Annotated in this window: 22 protein-coding genes; 18 read left to right on the forward strand and 4 right to left on the reverse strand. The window is 40.6% G+C overall.

The window, feature by feature from the left end; genetic code table 11:
- Positions 1–18 precede the first annotated feature (18 nt).
- The 8 genes from H5180_RS02545 to H5180_RS02580 all read left to right on the forward strand — a co-directional run bounded on the left by H5180_RS02545 (position 19) and on the right by H5180_RS02580 (position 11,006).
- The gene (locus H5180_RS02545; RefSeq protein ID WP_149982523.1) at positions 19–1,926 is read left to right on the forward strand and encodes a beta-ketoacyl synthase; all 1,908 of its coding nucleotides are present in this window, start codon (positions 19–21) and stop codon (positions 1,924–1,926) included.
- Between the two features lie 185 nt (positions 1,927–2,111).
- Positions 2,112–3,914: a M14 family metallopeptidase gene (locus H5180_RS02550; RefSeq protein WP_182734250.1), complete on the forward strand. Its 1,803-nt coding sequence runs from the start codon at positions 2,112–2,114 to the stop codon at positions 3,912–3,914.
- A 3-nt stretch (positions 3,915–3,917) separates the two neighbouring features.
- A complete protein-coding gene (locus H5180_RS02555) occupies positions 3,918–4,559 on the forward strand; it encodes an MBL fold metallo-hydrolase (RefSeq protein WP_145233146.1) in 642 nt (213 codons plus the stop codon).
- A gap of 89 nt (positions 4,560–4,648) precedes the next feature.
- Positions 4,649–5,107 (forward strand): Lrp/AsnC family transcriptional regulator, encoded by a 459-nt coding sequence (locus tag H5180_RS02560; RefSeq protein WP_016707271.1) that lies wholly within the window; start codon positions 4,649–4,651, stop codon positions 5,105–5,107.
- Between the two features lie 123 nt (positions 5,108–5,230).
- Positions 5,231–6,787 carry a SulP family inorganic anion transporter gene (locus H5180_RS02565; RefSeq protein ID WP_145233147.1) on the forward strand — a complete coding sequence of 519 codons (1,557 nt, stop codon included), beginning with the start codon at positions 5,231–5,233 and terminating at the stop codon, positions 6,785–6,787.
- Between the two features lie 268 nt (positions 6,788–7,055).
- A complete protein-coding gene (locus H5180_RS02570) occupies positions 7,056–8,669 on the forward strand; it encodes an ABC-F family ATPase (protein WP_145233148.1) in 1,614 nt (537 codons plus the stop codon).
- 222 nt (positions 8,670–8,891) lie between these two features.
- On the forward strand, positions 8,892–10,403 hold the full coding sequence (locus tag H5180_RS02575) for a BCCT family transporter (protein WP_310736479.1): 1,512 nt from the start codon (positions 8,892–8,894) through the stop codon (positions 10,401–10,403).
- A gap of 219 nt (positions 10,404–10,622) precedes the next feature.
- Positions 10,623–11,006, forward strand: a complete 384-nt coding sequence (locus H5180_RS02580; RefSeq protein WP_182757613.1) for a hypothetical protein — start codon at positions 10,623–10,625, stop codon at positions 11,004–11,006.
- Here H5180_RS02580 and fghA read toward each other — a convergent pair.
- Together fghA and H5180_RS02590 are read right to left on the reverse strand one after the other, a co-directional pair.
- On the reverse strand, positions 10,960–11,802 hold the full coding sequence (fghA, locus tag H5180_RS02585; RefSeq protein WP_145233150.1) for an S-formylglutathione hydrolase: 843 nt from the start codon (positions 11,800–11,802) through the stop codon (positions 10,960–10,962). The two genes, H5180_RS02580 and fghA, sit on opposite strands and share 47 nt — an antisense overlap.
- Before the next feature lie 59 nt (positions 11,803–11,861).
- Complete coding sequence (locus H5180_RS02590; protein ID WP_145233151.1) at positions 11,862–12,983, reverse strand: S-(hydroxymethyl)glutathione dehydrogenase/class III alcohol dehydrogenase; 1,122 nt, start codon at positions 12,981–12,983, stop codon at positions 11,862–11,864.
- A gap of 117 nt (positions 12,984–13,100) precedes the next feature.
- Here H5180_RS02590 and H5180_RS02595 point away from each other — a divergent pair, with 117 nt between their 5' ends.
- From H5180_RS02595 to H5180_RS02615, 5 genes are all read left to right on the forward strand, one after another.
- Positions 13,101–13,970, forward strand: a complete 870-nt coding sequence (locus tag H5180_RS02595; protein ID WP_182739612.1) for a LysR family transcriptional regulator — start codon at positions 13,101–13,103, stop codon at positions 13,968–13,970.
- A 137-nt stretch (positions 13,971–14,107) separates the two neighbouring features.
- Entirely contained in the window at positions 14,108–15,325 is a 1,218-nt protein-coding gene (locus tag H5180_RS02600; RefSeq protein ID WP_145233153.1) for a lipoprotein-releasing ABC transporter permease subunit, read from the forward strand.
- Entirely contained in the window at positions 15,318–16,016 is a 699-nt protein-coding gene (lolD, locus tag H5180_RS02605) for a lipoprotein-releasing ABC transporter ATP-binding protein LolD (RefSeq protein WP_149982517.1), read from the forward strand. Before H5180_RS02600 ends, lolD begins: the two co-directional genes overlap by 8 nt.
- The gene (locus tag H5180_RS02610; RefSeq protein WP_182757614.1) at positions 16,006–17,250 is read left to right on the forward strand and encodes a lipoprotein-releasing ABC transporter permease subunit; all 1,245 of its coding nucleotides are present in this window, start codon (positions 16,006–16,008) and stop codon (positions 17,248–17,250) included. The genes lolD and H5180_RS02610 overlap by 11 nt, the downstream gene beginning before the upstream one ends.
- A gap of 9 nt (positions 17,251–17,259) precedes the next feature.
- Complete coding sequence (locus H5180_RS02615) at positions 17,260–17,793, forward strand: DUF924 family protein (protein WP_145233156.1); 534 nt, start codon at positions 17,260–17,262, stop codon at positions 17,791–17,793.
- Here the strand turns inward: H5180_RS02615 and H5180_RS02620 are convergent.
- The gene (locus H5180_RS02620) at positions 17,790–18,554 is read right to left on the reverse strand and encodes a spermidine synthase (RefSeq protein ID WP_182730616.1); all 765 of its coding nucleotides are present in this window, start codon (positions 18,552–18,554) and stop codon (positions 17,790–17,792) included. The genes H5180_RS02615 and H5180_RS02620 overlap by 4 nt on opposite strands.
- A 135-nt stretch (positions 18,555–18,689) precedes the next feature.
- Between H5180_RS02620 and H5180_RS02625 the strand changes: the two genes are divergently transcribed.
- The 5 genes from H5180_RS02625 to H5180_RS02645 all read left to right on the forward strand — a co-directional run bounded on the left by H5180_RS02625 (position 18,690) and on the right by H5180_RS02645 (position 23,586).
- A complete protein-coding gene (locus H5180_RS02625) occupies positions 18,690–19,163 on the forward strand; it encodes a DUF1456 family protein (RefSeq protein ID WP_182757646.1) in 474 nt (157 codons plus the stop codon).
- Positions 19,164–19,496: 333 nt separating this feature from the next.
- On the forward strand, positions 19,497–20,849 hold the full coding sequence (gdhA, locus tag H5180_RS02630) for an NADP-specific glutamate dehydrogenase (protein ID WP_182757615.1): 1,353 nt from the start codon (positions 19,497–19,499) through the stop codon (positions 20,847–20,849).
- Between the two features lie 206 nt (positions 20,850–21,055).
- The gene (locus H5180_RS02635) at positions 21,056–22,453 is read left to right on the forward strand and encodes a M28 family peptidase (protein WP_149982512.1); all 1,398 of its coding nucleotides are present in this window, start codon (positions 21,056–21,058) and stop codon (positions 22,451–22,453) included.
- A 216-nt stretch (positions 22,454–22,669) separates the two neighbouring features.
- A complete protein-coding gene (locus H5180_RS02640) occupies positions 22,670–23,101 on the forward strand; it encodes a hypothetical protein (protein ID WP_182717430.1) in 432 nt (143 codons plus the stop codon).
- 14 nt (positions 23,102–23,115) lie between these two features.
- Complete coding sequence (locus H5180_RS02645; RefSeq protein ID WP_182717431.1) at positions 23,116–23,586, forward strand: hypothetical protein; 471 nt, start codon at positions 23,116–23,118, stop codon at positions 23,584–23,586.
- Between the two features lie 147 nt (positions 23,587–23,733).
- Here the strand turns inward: H5180_RS02645 and H5180_RS02650 are convergent, their stop codons facing one another.
- The gene (locus H5180_RS02650) at positions 23,734–24,909 is read right to left on the reverse strand and encodes a putative zinc-binding metallopeptidase (RefSeq protein ID WP_182757616.1); all 1,176 of its coding nucleotides are present in this window, start codon (positions 24,907–24,909) and stop codon (positions 23,734–23,736) included.
- Positions 24,910–24,949 lie beyond the last annotated feature (40 nt).

The raw sequence follows: 24,949 nt of genomic DNA on the forward strand, positions 1-24,949 counted from the left end.
GTTTTCTCAAGGTAAATTATGACAGCATTACCCGTTATTATCGGCATGGGTGGAATTAACGCCGCAGGCCGTACTTCTTTTCATCAAGGTTATCGTCGTATCGTGTTAAATAACTTAGATACTCAAGCCCGCCAAGAAACATTTTTAGGCCTCGCCACGTTAATGAATTTAGTGAGTCTTGTGAATGGGCAACTGCAAGATTTACAAGGCAATACTGTTGAGCAAAGCGACATAGAAGCACGCTTTGGTGAGCAAATTATTGCCGGTACGTTAATTCGTAAAATTGAAAAAGAGCATTTTGATGTCGATGCAACACCGTGGCAGCAAAAAATGACGTTAACCGCGTCAGATGAAAGCGCTATTGTGTTTGAAACACGTCGTAAAGATTTACCTTCGCCGGTCCCTACAAGTTGGCAAGTAGAAGAGCTTGAAAATAAAAAAGTAAAAGTAACCATTGCGGCTCAGTTTGATATTAAACATGATTCTACTCGCGATAATCCGATTAAATCGGCTGGGCAACTACCAACAGGGTTTGATCCGTCTATTATGTACAACAGTCGCTACCAGCCACGTGGTTTACAAGCCACTATATTTGCTGCTACTGACGCGATTAAATCAACCGGACTCGATTGGCAACACATTATGAATAGTGTTGAGCCTGATAAAATTGGCACTTATTCAGCGTCGGTTATTGGTCAAATGGATGACAAGGGCTTAGGTGGTTTAGTAAAAGCGCGCCAGCAAGGTGATCGCGTCAGCACCAAGCAGTTAGCGCTTGGCTTAAATACAATGTCGACCGATTTTATTAATGCCTATGTGACGGGCAATGTAGGCACTACGTTTTCAACTTCAGGCGCGTGTGCAACATTTTTATATAACTTGCGCGCTGCAGTAAACGATATACAAGCAGGGCGTACACGTGTTGCTATTGTGGCAAGTGTTGAATGCGCAATTACCCCTGAAGTTGTTGAAGGCTTTGGTAATATGAGTGCGCTGGCGAATATTGAAGGTTTACGCCGCTTGGATAACTTAAGCAATGATGATGAGCCTGATTATCGTAAAAGTAGCCGCCCATTTGGCGAAAATTGTGGCTTTACTTTAGGTGAAGGCGCACAAGTAGCGATTCTAATGGATGATGCGTTAGCACTGGAGTTGGGGGCAGACATTCTAGGCTGCGTGCCTGATGTATTTGTAAATGCTGATGGCGTTAAAAAATCAATTACATCACCGGGACCGGGTAATTATATAACCATGGCGAAGTCGGCGGCATTAGCCACGAGCTTATTAGGTAAAGAAGCATTACAACAACGTAGCTTTATTTTAGCGCATGGTTCAAGCACACCGCAAAACCGCGTAACAGAGTCATTAATTTATCATAAGGTGGCACAAACGTTTGCCATTGATAATTGGAAAGTAGCAGCACCAAAAGCGTATGTAGGGCACACAATTGCGCCAGCTAGTGGCGACCAATTAGCGATGGCGCTGGGTGTATTTGCACATAATATTATGCCGGGTATTACCACCATAGATAAAGTGGCCAAGGATGTGCATAACCAGTATTTAGATATTCGTACTGAGCATTATCAATGCGAAGACATGGATATTGCTTTTATTAATTCAAAAGGCTTTGGCGGAAATAATGCCACCGCCACTGTTTTGTCACCCATGGTGACCATGAAAATGTTAGCAAAACGCCATGGTAGTGCGGTGATGGATGCATATGCATTGAGCAATCAAACCGTTACAGCTGCTCAGACTAATTATCAGCAACAAGCTGACTTAGGACAATATGAGCTAATCTATCGCTTTGGTGATGGCATGATTGATGAAGATGAAATTGTCATTTCTGATACCGACATGCATATTCCCGGTTTTGATAAAGCCATTGCATTTAGTAAAACGAATCCTTATCAAGATATGTTTTAAGCACATTATTCTTGAGTGGCAAGGCGCTTTTATAGCGCCTTTTTTAATGCGTGAAAATTAGCCCTATAAAGTTTTTAAATTGTCATTGGCTGCATTTTTTTGTTGAATCACCGCAGTTTACGCGATCTGTCATTTATCCTTGTTATAATTTCAAGCTATTAAAGAGGCCAACGTTTGAGAGTCCTATGATCGCCAGTTTATTATTGTTAAGTGCCAGTGTTACATTAGATAGCCATTTACCGCCATTGTTGCCATGGCAAGGTCAAAGTTTGGCACTGATACAACAAAAAGGCCCATTAACCACTGATTTCGAACTAAGCGAAGGGCTAAAGTCACCAAATTATCAGCAAACTATGGCTTTTGTAGATCGTCTTGTTGCAGCAAACCCTACCCAATTCCAAGTGCAAACTATTGCACATAGTGCCAGTGGCCGTGCGATCAACATGATGGTAGCAAGCGAAGATGGCGCATTTACACCTTCGCAGTTAATGCAAAACGCCAAGCCGACTATTTTTATTCAAGCGGGAATTCATGCCGGCGAAATTGACGGTAAAGATGCGATGTTTATGTTGCTACGCGATATTGCAACCGGTAAACGTCGAGATATTTTAAGCCAAGTGAACATCTTATTTATTCCTATTTTAAATGTTGATGGCCATGAGCGTAGTAGTCAGTTTAATCGCATAAACCAGCGTGGGCCAGTTGAAATGGGCTTTAGAACCAATGCTAATAATTTAAATTTAAATCGTGATTTCACCAAACTAGATACGCCGGAAGTACGTGGTGTATTAAAGGTGATCAAGCAGTTTAACCCAGATTTATATATCGATGTGCATGTGACTGACGGTGCAGATTATCAATACGATGTAACTTACGGTTACAACCCCGTATTTGCCAGTGAATCGCCAAGTGTGTCAGATGCGCTCAATAATTATTTTAAACCTATTATCGACACAAAATTACAAGAGCAAGGCCATATACCTGGGCCGCTGGTATTTGTAATGGATAAGCGCGAGTTTAAAAAAGGCTTAGCGGGCTGGGTTGCCACGCCTCGTTATTCGAATGGTTGGGGGGATTTAAGATCGTTACCCACAATTCTTGTCGAAAATCATTCATTAAAACCGTATAAACAACGTGTACTTGGCACCTATGTATTTTTAGATGGGGCTATTTCAGCATTGGCGCAACATCATCATCAATTAACCGAAGCGGTTGAAAAAGAACGAGCTTTTGTGCCAAGCCAGCTTATTGTTGAACGCAGTTATGCAAAAGAGCCAAACACTATCGCATTTGCAGGGATCAAATATTCGCGCAGTAAAAGCGCCTTGAGTGGCCAGATGGAAGTAAAGTATTTAGGCGAAAAACAGCACTATGATGCGTTGCCTATTTACTGGCAGAAGGACGCAAAAACCGTGATCACCGTACCAAGTACATTTTATATTCCACCTGCGTATCCAGACATTGTCGAAAAACTCAAATTACATGGTATTACAGTAGAAAACGTGAGCAGTGATGAGCTGGTAACTAATTTAAAAGTCGCGGTAGTAACAAAGCATGAATTTGATAAAGCGCCGTTTGAAGGACGCTTTCGAGTAAACGCAGATTTTGATTTTGTCGATGTACCAGAAAAGTCTCTGATCGGTTGGTCTAAAGTTGAAACTGCTCAACCTTTCGGTGAGTTAGTTGCCCATCTTTTACACCCCAAAGCACCGGATTCATTTTTTGCGTGGGGTGAGTTTAATACGATTTTTCAACGTACTGAGTACATGGAAAACTATGCATTAGCGCCGTATGCTCGCCATATGCTCAAAGATAAACCGGCACTTGCACTTGAGTTTGATAAAAAAATTCGTGAGGATGCCGCTTTTGCTAAAGATGCACAAGCACGATTAAACTGGCTCTATGAGCATACGCCATTTTATGATCAAGCTTATTTAAAGTATCCTGTGCTGATGACATTTGACACTAAACCGCAAATAAAGAATTAACATATGGAAATAATTACCGTACCGGTGACCGCTTTTGCACAAAATTGCCGAGTGGTTATTTGTAAACAAACACGCCACGCAGCGGTTATCGACCCAGGTGGCGACGCTGATAAAATCATTACTGAGCTTGCCAAGCATCAGTTAAGCTTGCAGTGTATTTTACTCACCCATGGCCATCTTGATCATGTCGGTGCGGCAAAAGTACTTGCTGAGCATTTTTCTGTTGATATTGTCGGGCCACAAAAAGACGAATTGTTTTGGTTTGATGCATTACCTATGCAAGCGCAAATGTTTGGCTTTGCACCAATTGCGCCTTTTCATCCTCAGCATTGGTTAAGTCATGGTGATACGTTTACATTGGGTCAATTGCGATTTGACATTCGTCATTGTCCGGGCCACACGCCTGGGCATATTGTATTTTATGAAGCAACACATCAGTTAGTGATAGTGGGTGATGTTATTTTTAAAGGCTCAGTAGGGCGTACAGACTTCCCTAAAGGGGATGCCCAGCAGTTACTTGACTCGATTAAAAATCAAATTTTGACACTGCCTGATGAAACGCGAATTCTATCTGGGCATGGACCTGACACTAAAGTGCTGACTGAGCGCATATCGAATCCATTTATAAGTGGTAAATTTGGTTAGTTGCGCATAATAAATGCATAAAAGTACAAGACTCAACCTATAAACCAATGTATAATTTAACCAATTTAGTAAAATAAATAAGAAATAAAATGTCTCTAAATCATGTTGACCGCCAAATTTTGGCACTGTTACAGCAAGATGCAAGTCTTTCGACCGCTGATATTGCTGATAAAGTCGGTTTATCTCAATCACCTTGTTGGCGTCGTATTGCTAAGCTTGAGCAAGATGGTTACATCAAAGGCAAAGTTGCCTTATTGGATGAGAAAAAGCTCGGCTTTGATATGCTAGTGTACGCTCATGTTCGTTTATCAAATCATGGCCGTACAAATTTAGCTGAGTTTGAACGACTTATCCTAAGTTATGATGAAGTAACAGAATGTTACAGTATGGCTGGCACTATGGACTTTATGTTGCGGATCATTTCTAAAGGCATTGAAGGCTATGAACAGTTTGTTCGTGATAATTTATTGAATCTTGAATTTGTTCAAGAAGTTCACTCAAATGTCACTATGACTTGTGTCAAACGCAGTACATCGCTGCCACTTTAATCGTATCTAATCATGCTAGCGCTATAAAGGCGTTAGCATGTTCCTCTTACTGCAATTGTTAACCTTAGCTTAATTTGTTAGAATTCAGCGCTTTTTTGATCCCACACCCCGAAGAGGAATTCAATGTTTAACTTATTAAGCAAGGCGCCGAGCTCTGCTAAAAACGATATCTTATCAGGTATAACGGTTGCCCTAGCGCTCGTTCCTGAAGCTGTTGCATTTGCGTTTGTTGCAAATGTAGAGCCTTTAGTTGGTTTATATGCAGCATTTATTGTTGGCTTGATCACCGCTATTTTTGGCGGCCGCCCAGGTATGATCTCCGGTGCAACCGGTGCACTTGCCGTTGTTATGGTAAGTTTAGTGCTAGATCATGGGGTTGAGTATCTCTTCGCGACTGTATTGCTGATGGGGATACTGCAAATACTAGCAGGGGTGTTTAAGCTCGGTAAGTTTATTCGTATGGTTCCGCATCCGGTGATGCTTGGGTTTGTAAATGGTTTAGCGATTGTCATCTTCTTAGCGCAACTAGGTCAATTTAAGGTGTCCGATGGTCAAGGTGGCATGCAGTGGATGACAGGCACGCCGATGATGATCATGCTAGGATTAGTCGCTTTAACGATGGCTATTATTCACTTTTTGCCAAAGTTGACTACAGCTGTGCCATCAACATTAGTCGCTATTGTTACTGTAACCGCCATTGTTATCGGATTTGATTTAGAAGCGCGTACAGTACTTGATTTCTTAAAAGATATGACTGGTGACAGTGCGGCAACTATTGCTGGTGGTTTACCACAATTTCACATTCCAATGGTGCCATTTACCTTTGAAACACTGAAAATTATTTTACCTTATGCACTTATTTTAGCGGCAATTGGTTTAATTGAATCACTATTAACCCTTAGCCTGATTGATGAAATCACAGAAACCCGTGGTCACAGCAATAAAGAATGCATTGGTCAAGGCGCTGCAAATGTTACCTGTGGTTTCTTTGGTGCGATGGGGGGCTGCGCGATGATTGGTCAATCAATGATCAACATTAACTCAGGTGGTCGTTCGCGTTTATCTGGTATTACAGCAGCATTAATGCTCCTAGCATTCATTATTTTTGCCGCCAGTTTGATTGAAATGGTGCCGCTGGCAGCATTGGTTGGCGTGATGTTTATGGTGGTATTAGGCACCTTTGAATGGGCGAGTTTCAAAATGATGAAACGCGTCCCAAAATCAGATGCTTTTGTCATTGTATTAGTATCGGGTGTAACGGTGATAACTGACTTAGCAATTGCAGTATGTGTGGGTGTGATTGTGTCAGCCTTAGTATTTGCATGGCAACATGCTAAACATATTTTTACTACAAACTACATTGATGAAGAAGGTTCTAAAGTCTACGAACTACACGGCCCATTATTTTTTGGCTCAGTGAAAAAGTTCGCGGAGTTGTTTGATGTTAAAAATGACCCTAAAGACGTTATCATCGAATTTAAATACAGCCGAGTGGCAGATCACAGTGCCATTGAAGCAATTGATACTTTAGCTGATAAATACACCAAGGCAGGTAAGCAGTTGCATTTACGCCACTTGAGCCCAGACTGTATACAGTTATTACATAAAGCGCGCGACTTAGTAGAAGTTAATGTAATAGAAGATCCAACTTATAAAGTTGCTTCAGACAAACTTGCTTAAACGAGACGTTTGATAAAAAAGCGAAGGCACTGCCTTCGCTTTTTTGTTGCTATCGAACAAATCATTGGCTGAAACCGTAGATGACATTAAAATTTATTTAAGTCACATAAAAACCAGTGCTCGGTGAGTCAATTATTGAGACTAAGCTCGACTAGTGCAGCTAGTGCCTGTATAATTCGCGGCCTCTTTATACCGTCTTATTGCCTGTATTAACTTTTCCTTATTCAGCGAACAGTGTACTTGTCAGTATTTGCTTAGGAAATTCATTTTGATCTCTACCGCTAATATCACCATGCAGTTTGGTGCCGAACCCTTGTTCGAAAATATCTCCGCTAAATTTAGTAACGGTAATCGTTATGGCTTAATTGGCGCCAATGGATGCGGTAAGTCAACCTTCATGAAAATCCTCAATGGCTCATTAGTGCCAACATCAGGTAACGTATCAATTGGCCCAGGACTGAAAGTCGGTAACTTAAGCCAAGATCAGTTTGCATTTGAGCAATACTCAGTGGTTGATACTGTGATCATGGGTGACGTTGCATTATGGAAAATAAAGCAAGAACGTGAACGTATTTATTCACTGCCAGAAATGAGTGAAGAAGATGGTATGAAAGTCGCTGAGCTTGAAAGCGTTTTTGCTGAAATGGATGGTTACAGTGCAGAAAGCCGCGCGGGTGATATTTTATTAAAAGCGGGTATTGAAGAAGAATTTCATTTTGGTCTAATGTCACAAGTAGCCCCAGGCTGGAAGCTGCGCGTCTTACTTGCGCAAGCCTTGTTTGCTAACCCTGATATTTTATTACTGGATGAGCCAACCAATAACTTGGATATTCATACCATTAGCTGGTTAGAGCACGAACTTAACCAGCGTAAATGTACCATGATCATTATTTCTCATGACCGCTATTTTCTTAATGCGGTATGTACTCATATGGCTGATATTGATTACGGTGAGCTGCGTATTTACCCAGGTAACTACGAAAAATACATTGAAGCATCAACACTTATTCGTGATCAATTACTTGCTGGTAATGCTAAAAAGCAATCTGAAATTGAAGAGTTACAAGATTTCGTTAACCGCTTTGGTGCTAATGCGTCAAAAGCAAAACAAGCGAGTTCACGTGCTAAACGCATGGATAAAATCAGCTTAGATGAAGTGAAGTCGTCAAGCCGAATGGCGCCGTCATTGTATTTTGATGAAGGTAAAAAGATGCACCGCCAAGCATTGATCTTAGAAGACTTTGGCCATGGTTTTGACGGTGAAGTATTGTTTGAAGGCGGCGAGCTGATTTTAGAAGCGGGTTCAAAACTTGCGATTATTGGTGAAAACGGTGTTGGTAAATCAACCTTTATTCGCTGTTTAGTGGGTGAACTTGAAGCTAATCACGGTGTTGTAAAATGGTCAGAAAATGCATCGATTGGCTATTGTCCGCAAGATAGTAGTAAAGACTTTGATAACGATTTAACCTTGTTTGATTGGATGTCACAGTGGCGTACAGCCAAGCATAACGATTTAATGGTGCGTGGCATGTTAGGTCGGTTATTGTTTACTGCGGATGATGCGAATAAAAAAGCTAAAAACTGCTCAGGTGGTGAGAAAAATCGCCTATTGTTTGGCAAATTAATGATGCAAGACGTAAATGTTTTGGTGATGGACGAACCGACAAACCACATGGATATGGAAGCCATTGAAGCGCTTAATAATGCATTAAAAGGCTTTGAAGGTACGCTGATTTTTGTCAGCCATGACCGTGAGTTTGTTTCATCATTGGCAACTCGTATTATTGATATTCGTGACAAAGAAGTGGTTAATTTCCACGGCACCTTTAACGAATTTATGGCAAGCCAACAAGAGCAAGCGAAGCTTTTGGCTGCAAAGTAAAGTTTATTGATCTCAGTTTTATTAAATGCATGATCATGCAAGCGAGTTCAAGAGCTCTGTAAATCAATATAATTGCTATTAAGTATCAGAAAACCGGCTGCGGCCGGTTTTTTTGTGTCTAAATTATGTAAAATTAAAAAGTTGCTTTGGTGTAGCTTTAAAGCGTCGTAACGTTAGCGCTGATAAAACCGATTTAATTAGTATAATTTTTAAGGTATCTATGTGGTAATTAAAGCTCGTATTCCTAAATTAGTGTCGAATCTTGAAAAACTAGCGCTCACCTTGTGTGTGCTATTTGTTAGCGGGGCTCTATTATTTCCTGATATGCTCACCGCGCATATTCAACCACTGATCATTAATGCATTATCAGTGTTGGGTGGACCATTTTTTCTGTTAGTTAATTTTTTATTGATAAGCGTTATTGTGCTGGCTATTAGCCCACTCGGACAACGTAAAATAGGTGGAAAGCATACATCTGTCGAGTTTTCAACTTTTGGTTGGTTGTCAATGTTATTTGCTGCAGGAATGGGATCGGGTTTAATTTTTTGGGGCGTAGCAGAGCCTGCCATGCACGTATTGCAACCGCCATTAAAGCAAAGTCTTTACCCTGATAGACAAGGTGCTGCATTGGCTATTACGTTAGTAAACTGGGGCGCTCATGCATGGGCACTCTACGCAGTATTTGGCTTAGTCTTAGGTGGTTTGAGCCATAACAGTGGCAAAGCGGGAGATATAAGTGCTCCGGTGTTGAGTGTAACAATTTCATTTTTAAGTCGCGCAGGGCAGCTAAAGTGTAAATACGTGATCCAGTTAGTGGCCATTTTAGCTATTTTTTTTGGTGTAGTTGGCACGATTGCAAATTCAACATTATTACTACGAAAAGGGATTGAGCTTGAGCTTGGCATTAACTCGCCTTGGTTAGTTGGTTTGATTATTATTATGTTATTAGCGCTGTTGTTTAGCTTATCTGCGCGCTTAGGATTAAAAAAGGGTATTCAAACACTCAGTCAATTTAATGTTTTTTTAGCATTTGGAGTACTTATTTGGCTCATCATGATGGTACCACTACAACCGATTATAGATGTGGCGATCAGTGGCGTTAAATTTTATAGCCACTTATTAGTGACAGGGACATGGCAATTATCAAGTCAACTAAATGATCCTGCTTGGGCTAATAGTTGGACGTATAATTATTATTTTTGGTGGCTAGCGTGGGGACCTTTTGTTGGGGTTTTTTTAGCTAAAATAAGTCAAGGTCGGCCAGTTTGGCAATACATTGTTGGCGTAGTAATTGTGCCAACTTTCGTTACTTTAATTTGGTTTAGTGTTTTTTCGGGATCTGCTATTGCTTGGGATAGCGGCCATAGTAGTGGCATTATGGCCGCTATTAAAACTGATTATACACAAGGCTTATTTGTATTTTTTAAGCAGTTAGGTTGGCAAGGAGGTGTGCTTATTTGGTCGAGCTTATTATTATTACTGATCTTTGTTGCTACTTCGGCAGATTCTGCAATTTTAGTGATCCGTAATTTAGCGGGGACAAAAAGCAGTCATCGATTTAGTTTGTATGTGTGGTCTTTTACTTTAGCTCTAAGTAGCTGGGTATTGTTATTACAAAATAATGAATTACTTAACCGAAGTATTGCAATTATTGGTGCAGTGCCATTTTTGTTTATTTTTATTTTGCAGCTGATAGGATTTGTAAAAGAGTTTATGAAGGAGTTACAAGTGTAGTTAAACCTATTACTGTTGCTATGCTCGAGCTAGTTTATAGTTTAATTACTTTATTGTTATTCACTTACAGTTTTTTACAGTGTTTTATACTCGTTCGTTTATAGTGAGTATTACAGATACAACCACTAAGCAATACTAATGCTATTAAAAACTGGCTCATTCGAGGTAGTTAAATAATAACTTACGCATTTAAGCAATGGGATATAAAGGATTAAATTTATGTTCAAGCACTTTATTACTGTTTTACTTGTCAGCCAATTACTAAGCGCATGCACTGTAGCGGGTGTATTAGTTGATGGAGTTATTTATTCAAAAGCGGATACAAATTATGATGCTGATTTAGCGCAGGCCCCCGCACATGTATCGCCTCAAGATAATACTTACTTTAGTCATGAACAGACTTTGTCATTTGCGGACTTAGGCATCGAAGTAGATCGTTTTTTAGTGGGGTTAGTGCAAGATAGCTCAGAGCCTACTCTGGTCTGCAAAAGAATAACTAAATCAATACAACAATGTGAGGAGGTAACGACTGACAACCTCACAGTAGAGAATACAATTAACGCTGAAGATACAGTTGATGAAATGATAAGTGTTCGTCGATAAAGCTGCTGATAAAAAAGTAACTATGATCGTAGCCTGCGTGCATATTCAACGTTAGCGGGTAATTAACTTGCTTTGCCACTGCAGTTAGATTGTCTGGTTTTAGTTGCTCGACTAAAAAATTATCGGCATCACCTTGGTCAATACGCATTGGTAAAAATTCGTTACTGTGTGCTTTTTTCATTAGTTCACAGCTATCGTAATTGGCCCATTGTGATTGATCATCTCCTAAGTACTGACTAAACGCTTTTTGCCCCCAAGGACAGTCAATAGGGTTGGTGATTGGGCTAAAAGCAGAAACACTGGTGTAACTTTTTGGATTGCGCAATGCAATCATCAACGCACCGTGCCCCCCCATAGAATGCCCGCTAATCGCTTTTTTATCAGTCACGGGAAAGTGCTGTTCAATTAGCGAAGGCAATTCATTTACCACATAGTCATACATATTATAGTGCGTGTTATAGGGGGCTTGGGTGGCGTTTAAATAAAACCCCGCGCCTTGGCCAAAATCATAACTGTCTTGGTCTGGCACAGTGTCGCCACGAGGACTAGTATCAGGTGCAACGATAGCAATACCAAGCGCTGCCGCTTTTTTAAATGCACCTGCTTTTTGCATAAAATTTTCATCCGTACAGGTTAAGCCTGATAACCAATACAGCACCGGTACTTTATTAGTTTGGCTGGCACCGGGTGGCAAGAAAATAGCAAACCGCATTGGGCAATGGGTGCTTGTAGATGTATGGCTGTATTGCTTGTGCCAGCCACCGCTAACTTTTGTGGCGCTTAAATTATCTAACATAGATTCCTCGCTAAAATACCACATAGCTTACACGCTATGCGGTATCTGTATTTTTAATATTAGTAGTGGATCACAGTACGAATACTTTTGCCTTCATGCATTAAATCAAACGCGTCGTTTATGTCTTCAAGACCCATGGTATGAGTGATAAAGTCATTTAATGCAAATTCGCCAGCCATGTAACGTTCAACAATCTCAGGTAGTTGTGAACGACCTTTAACCCCACCAAATGCGCTACCACGCCAGACACGGCCAGTGACTAGCTGGAATGGGCGAGTTGAAATTTCTTGTCCTGCACCAGCAACACCAATGATCACCGATTCCCCCCAACCTTTATGACAACATTCAAGGGCTGAGCGCATGACATCAACATTACCTATACACTCAAATGAGAAATCAACGCCACCATCGGTCATCTCGACAATAACTTCTTGAATAGGCTTGTCGAAATCTTTTGGATTGATCAAGTCTGTGGCACCTAATTTAGTGGCTAGATCAAACTTAGATGTGTTGATATCAATACCGATAATACGCGAGGCACCAGCCATTTTCGCGCCGATAATTGCTGATAAACCAATACCACCTAAACCAAAGATAGCAACGGTATCGCCTGCTTGAACTTTTGCAGTGTTTGTGACCGCGCCCATACCAGTTGTAACACCACAGCCCAGTAAGCAAATTTCTTCAAGTGATGCTGCTTTGTTTACTTTAGCCAGTGAGATCTCTGGCAGTACCGTATATTCAGAAAAGGTTGATGTGCCCATGTAGTGATAAATTGGTTGGCCATCTTTGAAAAAGCGAGTCGTGCCGTCTGGCATTAGGCCTTTACCTTGCGTTTCACGTACAGCGGAACACAAGTTTGTTTTGCCTGAAGTACACATTTTACATACACCGCATTCTGCAGTATATAAAGGAATAACATGATCGCCCACAGCAACACTGGTTACGCCTTCGCCGATAGCATAAACAACACCAGCGCCTTCATGCCCTAAAATGGCTGGGAAAATCCCTTCAGGATCGGCACCTGATAATGTAAATGCATCGGTGTGACATACGCCAGTAGCAGTAATTTTTACCATTACTTCGCCTTTTTTAGGCATCATTACATCCACTTCTTCTACAGATAGTGGTTGATTTGGACCCCAAGCAATTGCGGCTTTTGATTTTATAAATTCAGACATAGTAACTCTCTTGCTGGTTAAATACGAAGATGACTTGAAAACAATAACGCTATTTTATTTGTTTCTCAAACAATGTTAATCTTCATTTTAATAAAACACTTTTACAGTATGGTAATAATGAGTCGTTGGTTAGGCATAGACGAATTTATCGCAGTCGGTGAAGAAGGCAGCTTTACCCGCGCTGCAACCGCATTAGGGGTATCTGTTGCACACATAAGCCGCCATGTAACGCAATTAGAGCAGCGCTTAAATACCCAATTATTAACGCGTACTACCCGTAAAGTTGTACTGACTAAAGAAGGCGAAGTCTTTTTACATCAAACAAAACATTTACAGCATGCAATGGACGACGCCACCGCGTTATTAGCACAACAGCAAAATGCTCCTAAAGGTAAAATTAAACTCACAGCTCCGGTTATGTATGGAGAAAGCTTCGTGATGCCAGCAGTGCATACTTTTATGCAACTGCACCCTGATGTAGAAGTGGTGATGGCGCTGAGCAATGAACAAGAAAATTTACTTGAGGGCGGCTTTGACTTAGCTATTCGCCTTGGTCATTTAAAAGACTCTAGCTTAAAAGCACGACGCTTAAGTGCGCGTCATTTTGTAATTTGCTGCTCAAAAGCCTATTTAGCACGTTTTGGCGAACCTCACACATTAGCTGAATTACAGCACCATCAATGCTTAGTCGGCAACAGCAGTTATTGGCGGGTGTGCGAGCAAGGGCGTGATAAACATATCAAAATTGCGGGGCGGTTACAGTGTAATAGTGGCTGGGCGTTAGCTGATGCAGCTAAAAAGGGTCTTGGTATCATACAAGTGCCAAACTATTACATTGAGAGTGATTTAGCCACGGGTGATTTAGTGCCTATTTTAACCAATAATCAGCCAAAACCAGAAGGTGTATGGGGAGTGTATCCTCCGCGACAATTTGTTGCGACCAATGTCAGAGCATTACTCGATCACCTTATTAAATCTCTAAACTAAAAGTTTAAATAAAGCGGCTTAATTTTGATACAGCAGTTGATTTGTCGTGAATTTTTACACTTTTGCGCATACCCAATGGCGCTTTATTTATGCTAGTATGAGCGCTGAATTGGCATTAAATGTGACCATAAATAATTATGTTTCAACCTGTTAGCCTGTTTATCGGGCTGAGATACAGTCGCTCCTCGAAAGGGAACGCATTTATCTCTTTTATTTCGTTTTTCTCCATTGCCGGTATCGCCATTGGTTTAATGGCATTATTTACTGTCAGCTCAGTGATGAATGGTTTTGAAAATAACCTTAAAACCAATATGTTGGGCCTCATTCCTCATGTTGAAATTGCGTCTGATGGACAAACTCAAGCACAAATGATCCAGCTGCAAGATACCATTGTTGCGTCCAAATTTGTGAAAAGAGCGAGTTTGTATCGCCATGGTGAAGCCATTTTACAAACCAATCGCGATTTACATGGTGTGCTATTGCAAGGTTTGTACGACGATAACGCATCGCTTTATAAAATCAGCGATAAAGTTATTCAAGGCAACTGGCAAACAGTCATGACATCGCGCTATCACATTGCGGTTAGTCGTTATTTAACACGTAAACTGGGAATTGGTTTAGGTGATAAAGTGCGCGTGATCATGCCTAATGCGTCAACCTATACACCTTTAGGTCGCGTACCAAGCCAACGTTTGTTCACCGTTGCTGCCATTTATGAAACAGGTTCTGAAATTGATATGGGACTTGCTTTTACTAGCGGCGAATCGCTACAACGGGTATTAAAGTTGCCACAAACTAGTGCTCCTAATTTGAGTATTTCACTGAACGATCCTTTTCAACTAGATGCCTTTAGCGCTTCAGCTAGTGCAATTTTAAGTCAACATACAGTCACCGATTGGCGCCAGTCACAAGGTACTTTGTTTGCAGCAGTTGCAATGGAAAAACGCATTATGTCGATGCTGCTGGCGCTGATTGTATTAGTTGCGGTATTTAATATTGTCTCTGCGTTGACCATGATGGTGAGCGAAAAACAAAGTGAAGTGGCTATTTTACAAACGCTTGGCTTAACGCCGGCTCAAGTGCAGCAAGTATTTATGATCCAAGGTTTGTACAATGGTTTGATTGGCACCAGTATCGGTGCAGCCCTTGGCTTATTACTCAGTGCTTATATCAACGAAGTGCTGGCAGGCATAGGTTTAAACTTGTTAACAGGGATTGCCTTACCAGTAAAATTTGACGTAATGAGCTTATCGCTGATTGCCGTAGGCAGTATTACCATGAGCTTTTTAGCCACTTTATATCCGGCGCGTAAAGCTGCCAATGTTAGCCCAGCAGAGGTATTGCGCTATGAATGATTTAGTTATCCAATGTGAACAGTTAAGTAAAGTGTATCAAGATGGTGAAAATCACGTTGAGGTTTTAAAAGGGGTTGATTTAACCTTACAACAAGGTGAGATGCTGGCTATCGTTGGCAGCTCTGGTTCTGGTAAAAGTACTTTACTGCACATTTTGGGGACTTTGGATTCACAAAGTGCCGGTGTGGCAAAAATTAAAGGTCAACAAGTTGCTAAGCTATCACGTGCTGAGCAAGCAAAATTTCGTAATGAGCATTTAGGGTTTATTTATCAGTTCCATCATTTATTAATGGAGTTTAACGCGTTAGAAAATGTTGCGATGCCGCTTTTGATCAAAGGTCTCAGCGCTAAAAAAGCCAATGCTAAAGCCCTCGTAATGCTCGATAAAGTAGGGCTATCGCACCGTAGTAGCCATAAACCATCAATGCTCTCTGGTGGAGAGCGTCAACGTGTGGCAATTGCGCGGGCATTGGTGAGCGAACCTGATTTAGTATTGGCCGATGAGCCAACAGGTAACTTAGACAAACAAAATGCGATTAAAATTTACGATTTGATCAAAGAGCTTAATAGCAGTTTGAATACCAGTTTTGTAGTGGTGACGCACGACTTAGAATTAGCCTATAAGCTGGGTAAAATTGCTTACCTTGATGATGGGAAATTGGCAATTAAAGAGGCCAGCCATGTTGCTTAGTGCCTATTTAAGTAAACGTTTTAGAGCAAGCTCCGGCAGCAGCGATGAAAAAAATGGCTTTGTTAGTTTTATTGCCAAAGCGTCAACCATTGGTATTTTACTCGGCGTTGCAGTGTTAATTGTTGCTTTGTCGGTGATCAATGGCTTTGAACAACAACTAGTACATCGCTTATTAAGCGTTGTGCCACAAGTTGAATATGTTGCGCCTAATCGTCCAATTGATAACTGGCCGGATAAAGTTCAAAAGCTCTCAGAGCAACGTGGCGTAACCGGTGCAGCACCTTTTATTAGTGTCAATGGCATGGCGCAATACAAAAGTGAACTAAAAGCGGTTGAAGTGCGAGGGGTTGATCCTGCTCTAGAAAGTGACGTATCGGCGGTTAATCAGTTTACTCATGGCAAGTTGGTCAGCCAAATAAGCGAAGACGAAATTATTTTAGGCCAACAAATTGTTAAACAATTAGGTGTTAAGCAAGGGGAGTTAATTACCTTATTGATCCCGCAAGTTAATGAGATAAGTACTGAGATTTTAGCACCCAAAAGGGTCACTTTAACCCTTGCGGGTATTATTGAAATGGGTGGCCCTATTGATAGTTCTGCTGCCTTCATCCATCTCAGTAAGGCGCAATCAGTACTTGGTTATGAACCACTGCAAGTAACAGGGCTTCGCTTAGCAGTAACCGATGTTTTTCAAGCGCACCAAATTGCGCTACGGGTTGGCCAAACAATTGATGATTATGTTTATATCTCTAGCTGGTTTAGAACCCAAGGTAGCTTATACCAAGATATACAAATGGTCAGAACCATTGTTTATATTGTGGTGTTTTTAATCATTGCGGTGGCAAGTTTTAATATTGTTTCGTCATTAGTGATAGAAGTACGTGAAAAACAGGCCAACATAGCGATATTAAAAACCATGGGCGCTAAAGACAGTACGATATTAGCGACCTTTATTTTACAAGGACTTAGCCAAGCATTTATTGGCGTGGTACTGGGCTCATTTATAGGTGTGATACTGGCGCTGAACATCAGTGAGCTTTTTACCCTACTGAGTCAGTTGTTAGGCTCAAACCCGCTGGAAGGGGTGTATTTTATTGAGTTTTTACCCAGTAAGCTGGTATGGCAAGATATTGTGATCACTGTTATTGTAACTTTTGTGTTGGCAGTATTAGCCACTATTTACCCTGCATGGCAGGCAACAAGAGTGGATCCAGCCAAGGTATTAGGCAACTAAGGGAAATTTATGTTTAGTTATCAAGTAGTAATTGATTATTGGTTTGATGAACTTGGTCCATCTGGTTGGTATAAAAAATCTGATGCTACAGATATTAAGATACGAGATACATTTAGTGATCTGTTGATAGCTATTACAAAAGGCGAGTATGCGTCTTGGCGAGTGACTGCCTTAGGTGCATTAGCTGAAGTGATTGTGCTTGATCAGTTTTCTCGTAATATTTACCGGGATACCCCTCACGCGTTTAGTCAAGATCCGCAAGCGTTAACATTGGCACAGTTGGCAATCGAAAAAGGCTTTGATCAATTATTACCTGTTGAGCAGCGGGTGTTTTTTTATATGCCGTTTATGCACAGCGAATCGAGCTTTATACACCAACAGGCGATGGTATTATTTAAAGGTTTGAGTAATGAAGATTATGAACTTGCCCATAAAAATATTATCGATCAGTTTGGTCGCTACCCACACCGAAATGCCATTTTAGGGCGTCAGTCCAGCGCCGAGGAAGTTGCGTTTTTAGCTCAACCAGGCTCGCATTTTTAATCAAGCTTAGGTATATGAAATAATTGTTTAATTTCAGCAGCTAAATCAGGCGAGCTAAAATTGTTGTGCTGTTTTATCTGTTCAATATTAATAGCATCAAGGCGTTGCTCACTGGCGATCAGCACAATATTTTTATATTGGTTAAATTCAATCACCACAATATGACTGAATAGACTTCGAAGTGTCGTTAGTAGAGCGATTAATTGTTGTTTATTTTTTGCAGTAAAGTTGATGCAGATCTTACCGTATGTGCTAAGTCGAGCATGACAGTCGCACAAAAATGCCTGCTTTTGTAAAAACGCTGGCTGCGATTTACCACTAAAAACATCAATTAAAATCACATCAAATTTGCGGCTACTTTGAGCAATAAATTGTTCAGCACATTGCGCTACAATATGATTGTTGTCATTGAGGAAAAAATACTGCTTAGCTGCTTTAATTACATTCGGATTAATTTCGACAGTCGTTAATTCAAATCCGGCTTTATTAGTCACTGCTCGTTCAAAACAACCGCTGCCTAAACCTAAATTTAATATCTGTGAGGAGGGTTCGCTACAAAGCAAAAATAGCAGCATAGCTTGATTTACCGGATTACATACTTGCTGCGGTTGTGATTTTTCCATTACACCTTGTAAAGTTAGCTTATCCCCGAGTGTAAGCCAACGATAATCAGCATTTTCAAAAATCTTTAGCGTGTCTTGCTTACTTTGGATTGTTGCTACTAGGTATGCATCGGTAGTAAATGGCGTTAAATCAATCATGCCGTTCCTTCATAATGGGGATGTTGAGCAAAACAAAAAATCAATAGGGTGGCCTTGTTAACTCTGCTAAACTGTATGGCTACTCATAAGCCAGCAATACCTGCTTGGTTGTCTTATCTTACTCTGGAATTTACTTTGACTAATAATGATATTTTACGCCGCCTTCGCTATACCTTTAATTTAGCTGATACTACCATGATTGAAATTTTTGCTGCAGCAGATCATGACGTGACTCAACAACAAGTGATTGGTTGGCTAACCAGAGAAGGGGAAGAGGGTTACGTAGATCCAAGTGATACTGAGTTTGCCATTTTTCTAAATGGTTTTATTAATACAAAGCGCGGTAAGCGCGACGGTGAGCAACCAGCGCCAGAAATTAAATTAAATAATAATATTATTTTAATGAAATTACGTATCGCATTAAATATGAAAACGGAAGACGTGATCGATGTCCTTGCCTTAACTGATTTTAGTTTGAGTAAGCATGAGTTAAGTGCATTTTCTCGTAAAGCCGAGAACAAGCATTATCGTGTATGTAATGACCAAATATTACGTAACTTTTTAACTGGTTTACAGCTACAACTTCGTCCAGAGGCAAGCGGCGAATAATTTACGTGTTCATATCCGTATTTATACCGTACGGATATGATTTTTAACCCCACTTTAAGCATCGGTGTTTTAAGCTGCTCTCTGCGTTAGTATTTAAATCTTTATTTATTCACATTTCATAAATTTATATTCTTTTTAATGAGCGTTAATTGTTGCTCTTGCGTATGAACTCAAAAATAATTCACGTTATCGAACGTTAAATATATAGGTTTATCATGTTACAGTATTAAAAATATTACAATTTTTAAGGCTCTTAACTAGATGACCCATAAACTTGATCACGTCTATTTTAACATCTGAGACAAGCATAACTTTTAACACGGAAGAATAATTATGAATTATATCCATGATACCATTGCACATTTAAAACAAACTAGCCCAGCACAATGCGAATTTTATCAAGCCGTTGAAGAAGTGCTTGAATCACTTGAACCTATTCTTGAAAACTCAGCCGACTATCAAAAAAATGCGATTATTCAACGTCTAGTTGAACCTGAACGTCAAATTATGTTTAGAGTCCCTTGGGTTGATGATGACGGTAATATTCATGTCAATAAAGGCTATCGAATTGAATTTAACTCAAGCTTAGGTCCATACAAAGGTGGTTTACGTTTCCATCCAAGTGTAAATGCCAGCATCATAAAATTTTTAGGGTTTGAGCAAATTTTTAAAAATGCGTTAACTGGCTTACCGATTGGTGGTGGTAAAGGCGGCGCAAACTTTGATCCTAAGGGCCGCTCTGACAGCGAAATAATGCGTTTTTGCCAATCATTTATCAACGAGCTGTATCGTCATATCGGCCCAACCACCGATGTGCCTGCGGGTGATATTGGCGTTGGGGCACGCGAAATAGGCTATATGTTTGGTCAATATAAACGGTTGACCGGACGTTACGACGGTGCTTTTACCGGCAAAAGTTTATTGTGGGGTGGATCATTGGCTCGAAAAGAAGCGACAGGATATGGCGCTGTTTATTTTGCCAATTACATGTTGCAAGACAATGATGACTCACTTAAAGGTAAGCGCTGTTTAGTTTCTGGTGCCGGGAACGTGGCAATTTACGCGATGGAAAAACTTTATCAATTAGAGGCAACACCTATCACTTGCAGTGATTCAAGCGGTACGCTGTATCATGAATCAGGTATTGATGTTGCACTTGTTAAAAAGCTTAAAGAAGGTGCGCGTGAAGGTTTAGCTGTCTATTTAGAAACCCACAGCGATGCGAAGTATATTACTTGTGCAGATTACCCCAGTGATGGACATGCGGTATGGCGTTTTGTTGCTGATGCTGCTTTTCCCTGTGCGACGCAAAATGAGTTAACTGAAGCTGATGCGCGAACGTTAATAAGCAATGGCTGTATATTAGTTTGTGAAGGCGCAAATATGCCAAGTACTAAAGAAGCGGTCGATGTGTTGCTTGCTGCTAAAATAGCCTATGGCCCTGGCAAAGCAGCTAATGCGGGTGGTGTTGCGACGAGCCAATTAGAAATGGCGCAAAATGCCAGTATGCAAATGTGGACATTCGAAGAGGTCGATACTAAGCTGCAACAAATAATGAAAAATATCTTTGATACAGCAAGTAATACAGCCGCTGAATTTGATCAACCTGGTAATTTAGTGTTAGGTGCTAATATTGCTGCTTTTCGTCGTGTAGCAGATGCTATGATTGAGCAAGGTGTTGTTTAACAAACGATAGTCTTAATGTACATGAGCCCACTATATTGGTGGTGGGTTTTTTATTGACGTATATTTGTTCATATCGCGATTATTATCCCGTTTATCTAACCAATCAGTGATTGAACGAGTTAAACAGGTGTTGGTCTCAAAATTATTTGCAGCAGGTAACTGCTCACGTATTGTATATTTATCAAATAATAAAGAGCATCAACACTATGTCTGATCATAAAACCTATCAGCTATCGACCCTCAAGCCCGCAATTTTAATAACTACATTGTTTATTTCAACAAGCACCTTGGCCGCTGAGCTAAATTATCAAGATCAAACCAAGCTTCATGATATTGCCGCTGATGTTTCAGCAACACGTATTGGCAGTGATATTCAAACACTTGTTGATTTTGGCACTCGTCATACGTTATCAGATACAAAATCAAACACCCGAGGAATTGGTGCAGCTCGGCGTTGGATCAAGGCTGAGTTTGAGAAAATTTCTCAGCAATGCGGTGGCTGTTTAGAAGTAATAGAAGTTAAAGATACCATTTCTGGCGAAAAGCGTATTCCAAATCCTGTTGAAGTGGTGAATATTATTGCTATTCAACGCGGTACTGATCAGCCAAACCGGATGGTGATGATGTCGGGCGATATTGATTCACGGGTCAGCGATGTAATGGATTTTACCAGCGACGCACCAGGGGCGAATGATAATGCATCGGGTGTTGCTGGGGTGATTGAATCAGCTCGCGTGTTATCTAAATATAAATTTAATGGCTCAATTGTTTATGCCGCGCTTTCAGGCGAAGAGCAAGGACTGTTTGGTGGTAAAATTTTAGCCGACTATGCACAAAAGCAAGGCTGGCAAGTACACGGTGTACTCAATAATGACATGATTGGTAATATTACTGGTATTAATGGCGTTACTGATAACACGACTGCACGTATTTTCTCTGAAGGTACGCGGGTTATCGAAACCAAAGAGCAAGCGCATAAACGCCGTTTTACCGGTGGCGAGGTCGATTCAGCTAGTCGTAATTTAGCCCGTTATATCGATACCATTGCCGATCGCTATATTCCCAATCTTGACACATTGTTAGTTTATCGACTCGATCGCTTTGGTCGAGGAGGGCATCATCGCCCGTTTAACGACATGGGTTATGCTGCTGTAAGGGTAATGGAAACGAACGAAAATTATAACCATCAACATCAAGACTTACGCACTGAGGATGGTATTGTTTATGGTGATACCATTGATGGCGTTGATTTTGATTATACCGCAAAATTAACAGCGCTTAATGCGGTAAGTTTAGCGTCAATGGCATGGGCACCGGCACCACCTAATAACGTTGAAATATCAGGTGCTGTGCAACCTAGTACGACCTTAAAATGGCAAAAAAATAATGATAAAACGACCACGGGGTACAGACTCTATTGGCGTTATACCAGTGAACCACAATGGCAGTTTAGCCGCTATGTGGGTGATGTAAGTGAAGCGACTCTTAAAAATGTAGTCATTGATAATTATTATTTTGGGGTTGCTGCGGTTAATAAAGACGGTATTGAATCACCGGTGGTTTTCCCTGGCGATGTAGGTGCGTTTGAGCAAACACTAAAGTAATGTGTAGCGTCTGATATTCAAGCGTAATTACAGTTGCGCTTGAATATCAGGCAAGACAATTTAGTAGCGGACTTCGCAATTGAACAGCAATAGTTGTATTTTATGTTGACCTTAGTTTATGAATGTACGCTTTTCATACAATAATTTCAGTGAATACTTGAAGTTAATAGCTTTTTCGTATTATGGTGGAGTTAAATGTGAATTAGTTGACAGTGTATGAACCTATTTTTGCTGATTGCAGGCAGCTTAAGTGCTTTAGCCGCACTCGCTCACCTTGGTTGTATTGTTTTTGGTGCGCCGTGGTATCGCTTTTTCGGTGCTGGTGAGCACATGGCAATGCTCGCGGAGCAGGGTAAGTTGACGCCTTCGCTGATCACTTTCTTCATCGCTTTTGTATTAAGCGTTTGGTCGTTATATGCTTTTTCAGCCGCGGGTTTGTTCAAACAGCTACCTTTCATACGCTTTGTGTTAGTTGTGGTAACTGCGATTTATTTATTTCGCGGTATTGCAGGATTATATTTAATGACTAATCCGCTAGGACGCAGTGAGATGTTTTGGCTTTGGAGCTCGATCATTTGTTTACTGATTGGCGGCTTTCATTTTATAGGATTAAAACAACAATGGCTGGTTTTATCAGTTAAATATTAGCAAGGAAGGAAGCAATGTCTTTATTTGTATCGACGGATTTTAACCCCCCAGAAGCGCTGCAAACAACTGCGTTTTATTTTACTCCATTAAATGAGCAGGTAGTCGAGCTTGATTTTACTGCTGTAATGTCAAGTGTGCCGCAGCTAAAAGGTATATTCGCCCCCAAGCCTGATTGGCCAAAAGCCGATATGACCCTTGAAGAGAATCGTCAAAGCTTAGCTCAACATGCCGCAGAGTTTAACGAAAAAAAAGCATTTGCTTATGCGATATTAAACCCTAAAAAAACACGCTGCCTAGGCTCAGTGTATATTGATCCTGGGGTGAACAATGAATTCGATAGTGAGATTACTTTTTGGCTACGTAATGATAGTCAGGAATTAAATAATACCTTACGGTTATGCATCTTACATTGGCTCGCTGAGCATTGGCCATTTGAACGAGTACGATTAATTTCAACTAAGTATCAGGCAAGCTTTAGTTTGTAATACCAAAAGTTTATAACGCAATACAGGTCATACTCATTAGCGGATGTGTTGTGTTAGCTGGCTGATAACGTACTGCGGTTTGTTATCTGTGTCAGTGCTGTTAATCCGGATAGAGCATTTGCCGAAATTACATTATCAAAGCTGTTGTTATGTGTTCTCAGCTGTTGTATTTAAATCAGGCATAAGGTTAAGCCTGTTATGGATCGCGTGATGAACAAACGAAAGCTTAGTGCGTACCGCCTGTGTTAAAACAAATGGATAAGCATCAGCTAAGCCCATGCTGCGATTTAACGAATTTAAAATAATCGAAAATTCCATCCAGCTATCCAACATTACTGCGATTGATGTTTGGCTATTAAAGTAATACGAGTTTTGCGGTAGCCTTAACTCATCAGTGTCCTCAACTTCAAATTCATTACCGAGTGTAGAACCGGTAATAGAGAAATTTTTTGCTGTCTCTAAAGTATCAATAATATGCATGTAGTGCGCCCAAGTTTCTGCCCAGTCTTCAAAAGGGTGCATGGTGGCGTATTCACTAATATAGTTTTCATGCCAATTAGCAGGAGCGCCATTTTTATAATGGGCATCAATCGCTTGTTGGTAATCTAAAGAATCATCGCCAAAATATTGTTTACATAGAGCATGTTTATGCGGTGAATTTGCAATTAACTGGTCAAAATAATAATGTCCTAACTCATGACGAAAATGACCAAGCAAAGTGCGATAGCGCTCACCCATAGCATGCTTTGTTTGTGAGCGAGCGACATCATCAGCTTCAGCCAAATTGATAGTAATATGGCCGCAGTTATGGCCAGTAAAAACATTTTCTTGACCTGCTAATTTAGTCACGAAATGGTCATTAACACTGCGGTCGGTTATAAAATCAAAACTAAGGCCACCTTCGGCATCTTGGCTGAGGTTATTTAATAGTAAAGAAAGCGCTTTAAGTGTATACAATGCTCGGCGTTTTGCTGTTTCCATTTTGGTCCAAAGTGGAATGTGTTGATTAATACTTAGATCTGGGATTGTTTCATTAAACCGACATGCGAAACACAGCACTTCTTCTGTGTCTGGCGCTGGTACAAAACTGTCGATATCAACCATGCCATTGCATGCCTTATAGTGTGCATTGTTATCACATTTTTGATAGGGCACATCAGGGGCTGACGCTTTGTAATATAAGCCCGTTGTGTCATTAAATTCGTAGGGTTCTACAAGGTTAAAATTGTCATCAATACCAACAGTTTTGCCACAGGCAAGGCAGTGACTACTTTCAAAAAACAATATTTGATTATCTTTGCAGTTACATTTAAACGTTTTCATATTTTTTACCGTATCCGTTGATAAATACAATGACAAATTA

Origin of the sequence: Pseudoalteromonas sp. SR41-4, assembly GCF_014163985.1 — a bacterium.
In the GTDB taxonomy this organism is placed as follows: Bacteria; Pseudomonadota; Gammaproteobacteria; order Enterobacterales; family Alteromonadaceae; genus Pseudoalteromonas; species Pseudoalteromonas rhizosphaerae.

Coding starts and splice junctions, on each gene's coding strand:
- H5180_RS02635 (WP_149982512.1), top strand. CDS start 21,056: ATGTCTGATCATAAAACCTATCAGCTATCGACCCTCAAGCCCGCAATT.
- H5180_RS02600 (WP_145233153.1), top strand. CDS start 14,108: ATGTTTCAACCTGTTAGCCTGTTTATCGGGCTGAGATACAGTCGCTCC.
- H5180_RS02565 (WP_145233147.1), top strand. CDS start 5,231: ATGTTTAACTTATTAAGCAAGGCGCCGAGCTCTGCTAAAAACGATATC.
- H5180_RS02650 (WP_182757616.1), bottom strand. CDS start 24,909: ATGAAAACGTTTAAATGTAACTGCAAAGATAATCAAATATTGTTTTTT.
- H5180_RS02615 (WP_145233156.1), top strand. CDS start 17,260: ATGTTTAGTTATCAAGTAGTAATTGATTATTGGTTTGATGAACTTGGT.
- H5180_RS02595 (WP_182739612.1), top strand. CDS start 13,101: ATGAGTCGTTGGTTAGGCATAGACGAATTTATCGCAGTCGGTGAAGAA.
- gdhA (WP_182757615.1), top strand. CDS start 19,497: ATGAATTATATCCATGATACCATTGCACATTTAAAACAAACTAGCCCA.
- H5180_RS02580 (WP_182757613.1), top strand. CDS start 10,623: ATGTTCAAGCACTTTATTACTGTTTTACTTGTCAGCCAATTACTAAGC.
- H5180_RS02640 (WP_182717430.1), top strand. CDS start 22,670: ATGAACCTATTTTTGCTGATTGCAGGCAGCTTAAGTGCTTTAGCCGCA.
- H5180_RS02645 (WP_182717431.1), top strand. CDS start 23,116: ATGTCTTTATTTGTATCGACGGATTTTAACCCCCCAGAAGCGCTGCAA.
- H5180_RS02590 (WP_145233151.1), bottom strand. CDS start 12,983: ATGTCTGAATTTATAAAATCAAAAGCCGCAATTGCTTGGGGTCCAAAT.
- H5180_RS02610 (WP_182757614.1), top strand. CDS start 16,006: ATGTTGCTTAGTGCCTATTTAAGTAAACGTTTTAGAGCAAGCTCCGGC.
- lolD (WP_149982517.1), top strand. CDS start 15,318: ATGAATGATTTAGTTATCCAATGTGAACAGTTAAGTAAAGTGTATCAA.
- H5180_RS02560 (WP_016707271.1), top strand. CDS start 4,649: ATGTCTCTAAATCATGTTGACCGCCAAATTTTGGCACTGTTACAGCAA.
- H5180_RS02555 (WP_145233146.1), top strand. CDS start 3,918: ATGGAAATAATTACCGTACCGGTGACCGCTTTTGCACAAAATTGCCGA.
- H5180_RS02545 (WP_149982523.1), top strand. CDS start 19: ATGACAGCATTACCCGTTATTATCGGCATGGGTGGAATTAACGCCGCA.
- H5180_RS02620 (WP_182730616.1), bottom strand. CDS start 18,554: ATGATTGATTTAACGCCATTTACTACCGATGCATACCTAGTAGCAACA.
- H5180_RS02550 (WP_182734250.1), top strand. CDS start 2,112: ATGATCGCCAGTTTATTATTGTTAAGTGCCAGTGTTACATTAGATAGC.
- fghA (WP_145233150.1), bottom strand. CDS start 11,802: ATGTTAGATAATTTAAGCGCCACAAAAGTTAGCGGTGGCTGGCACAAG.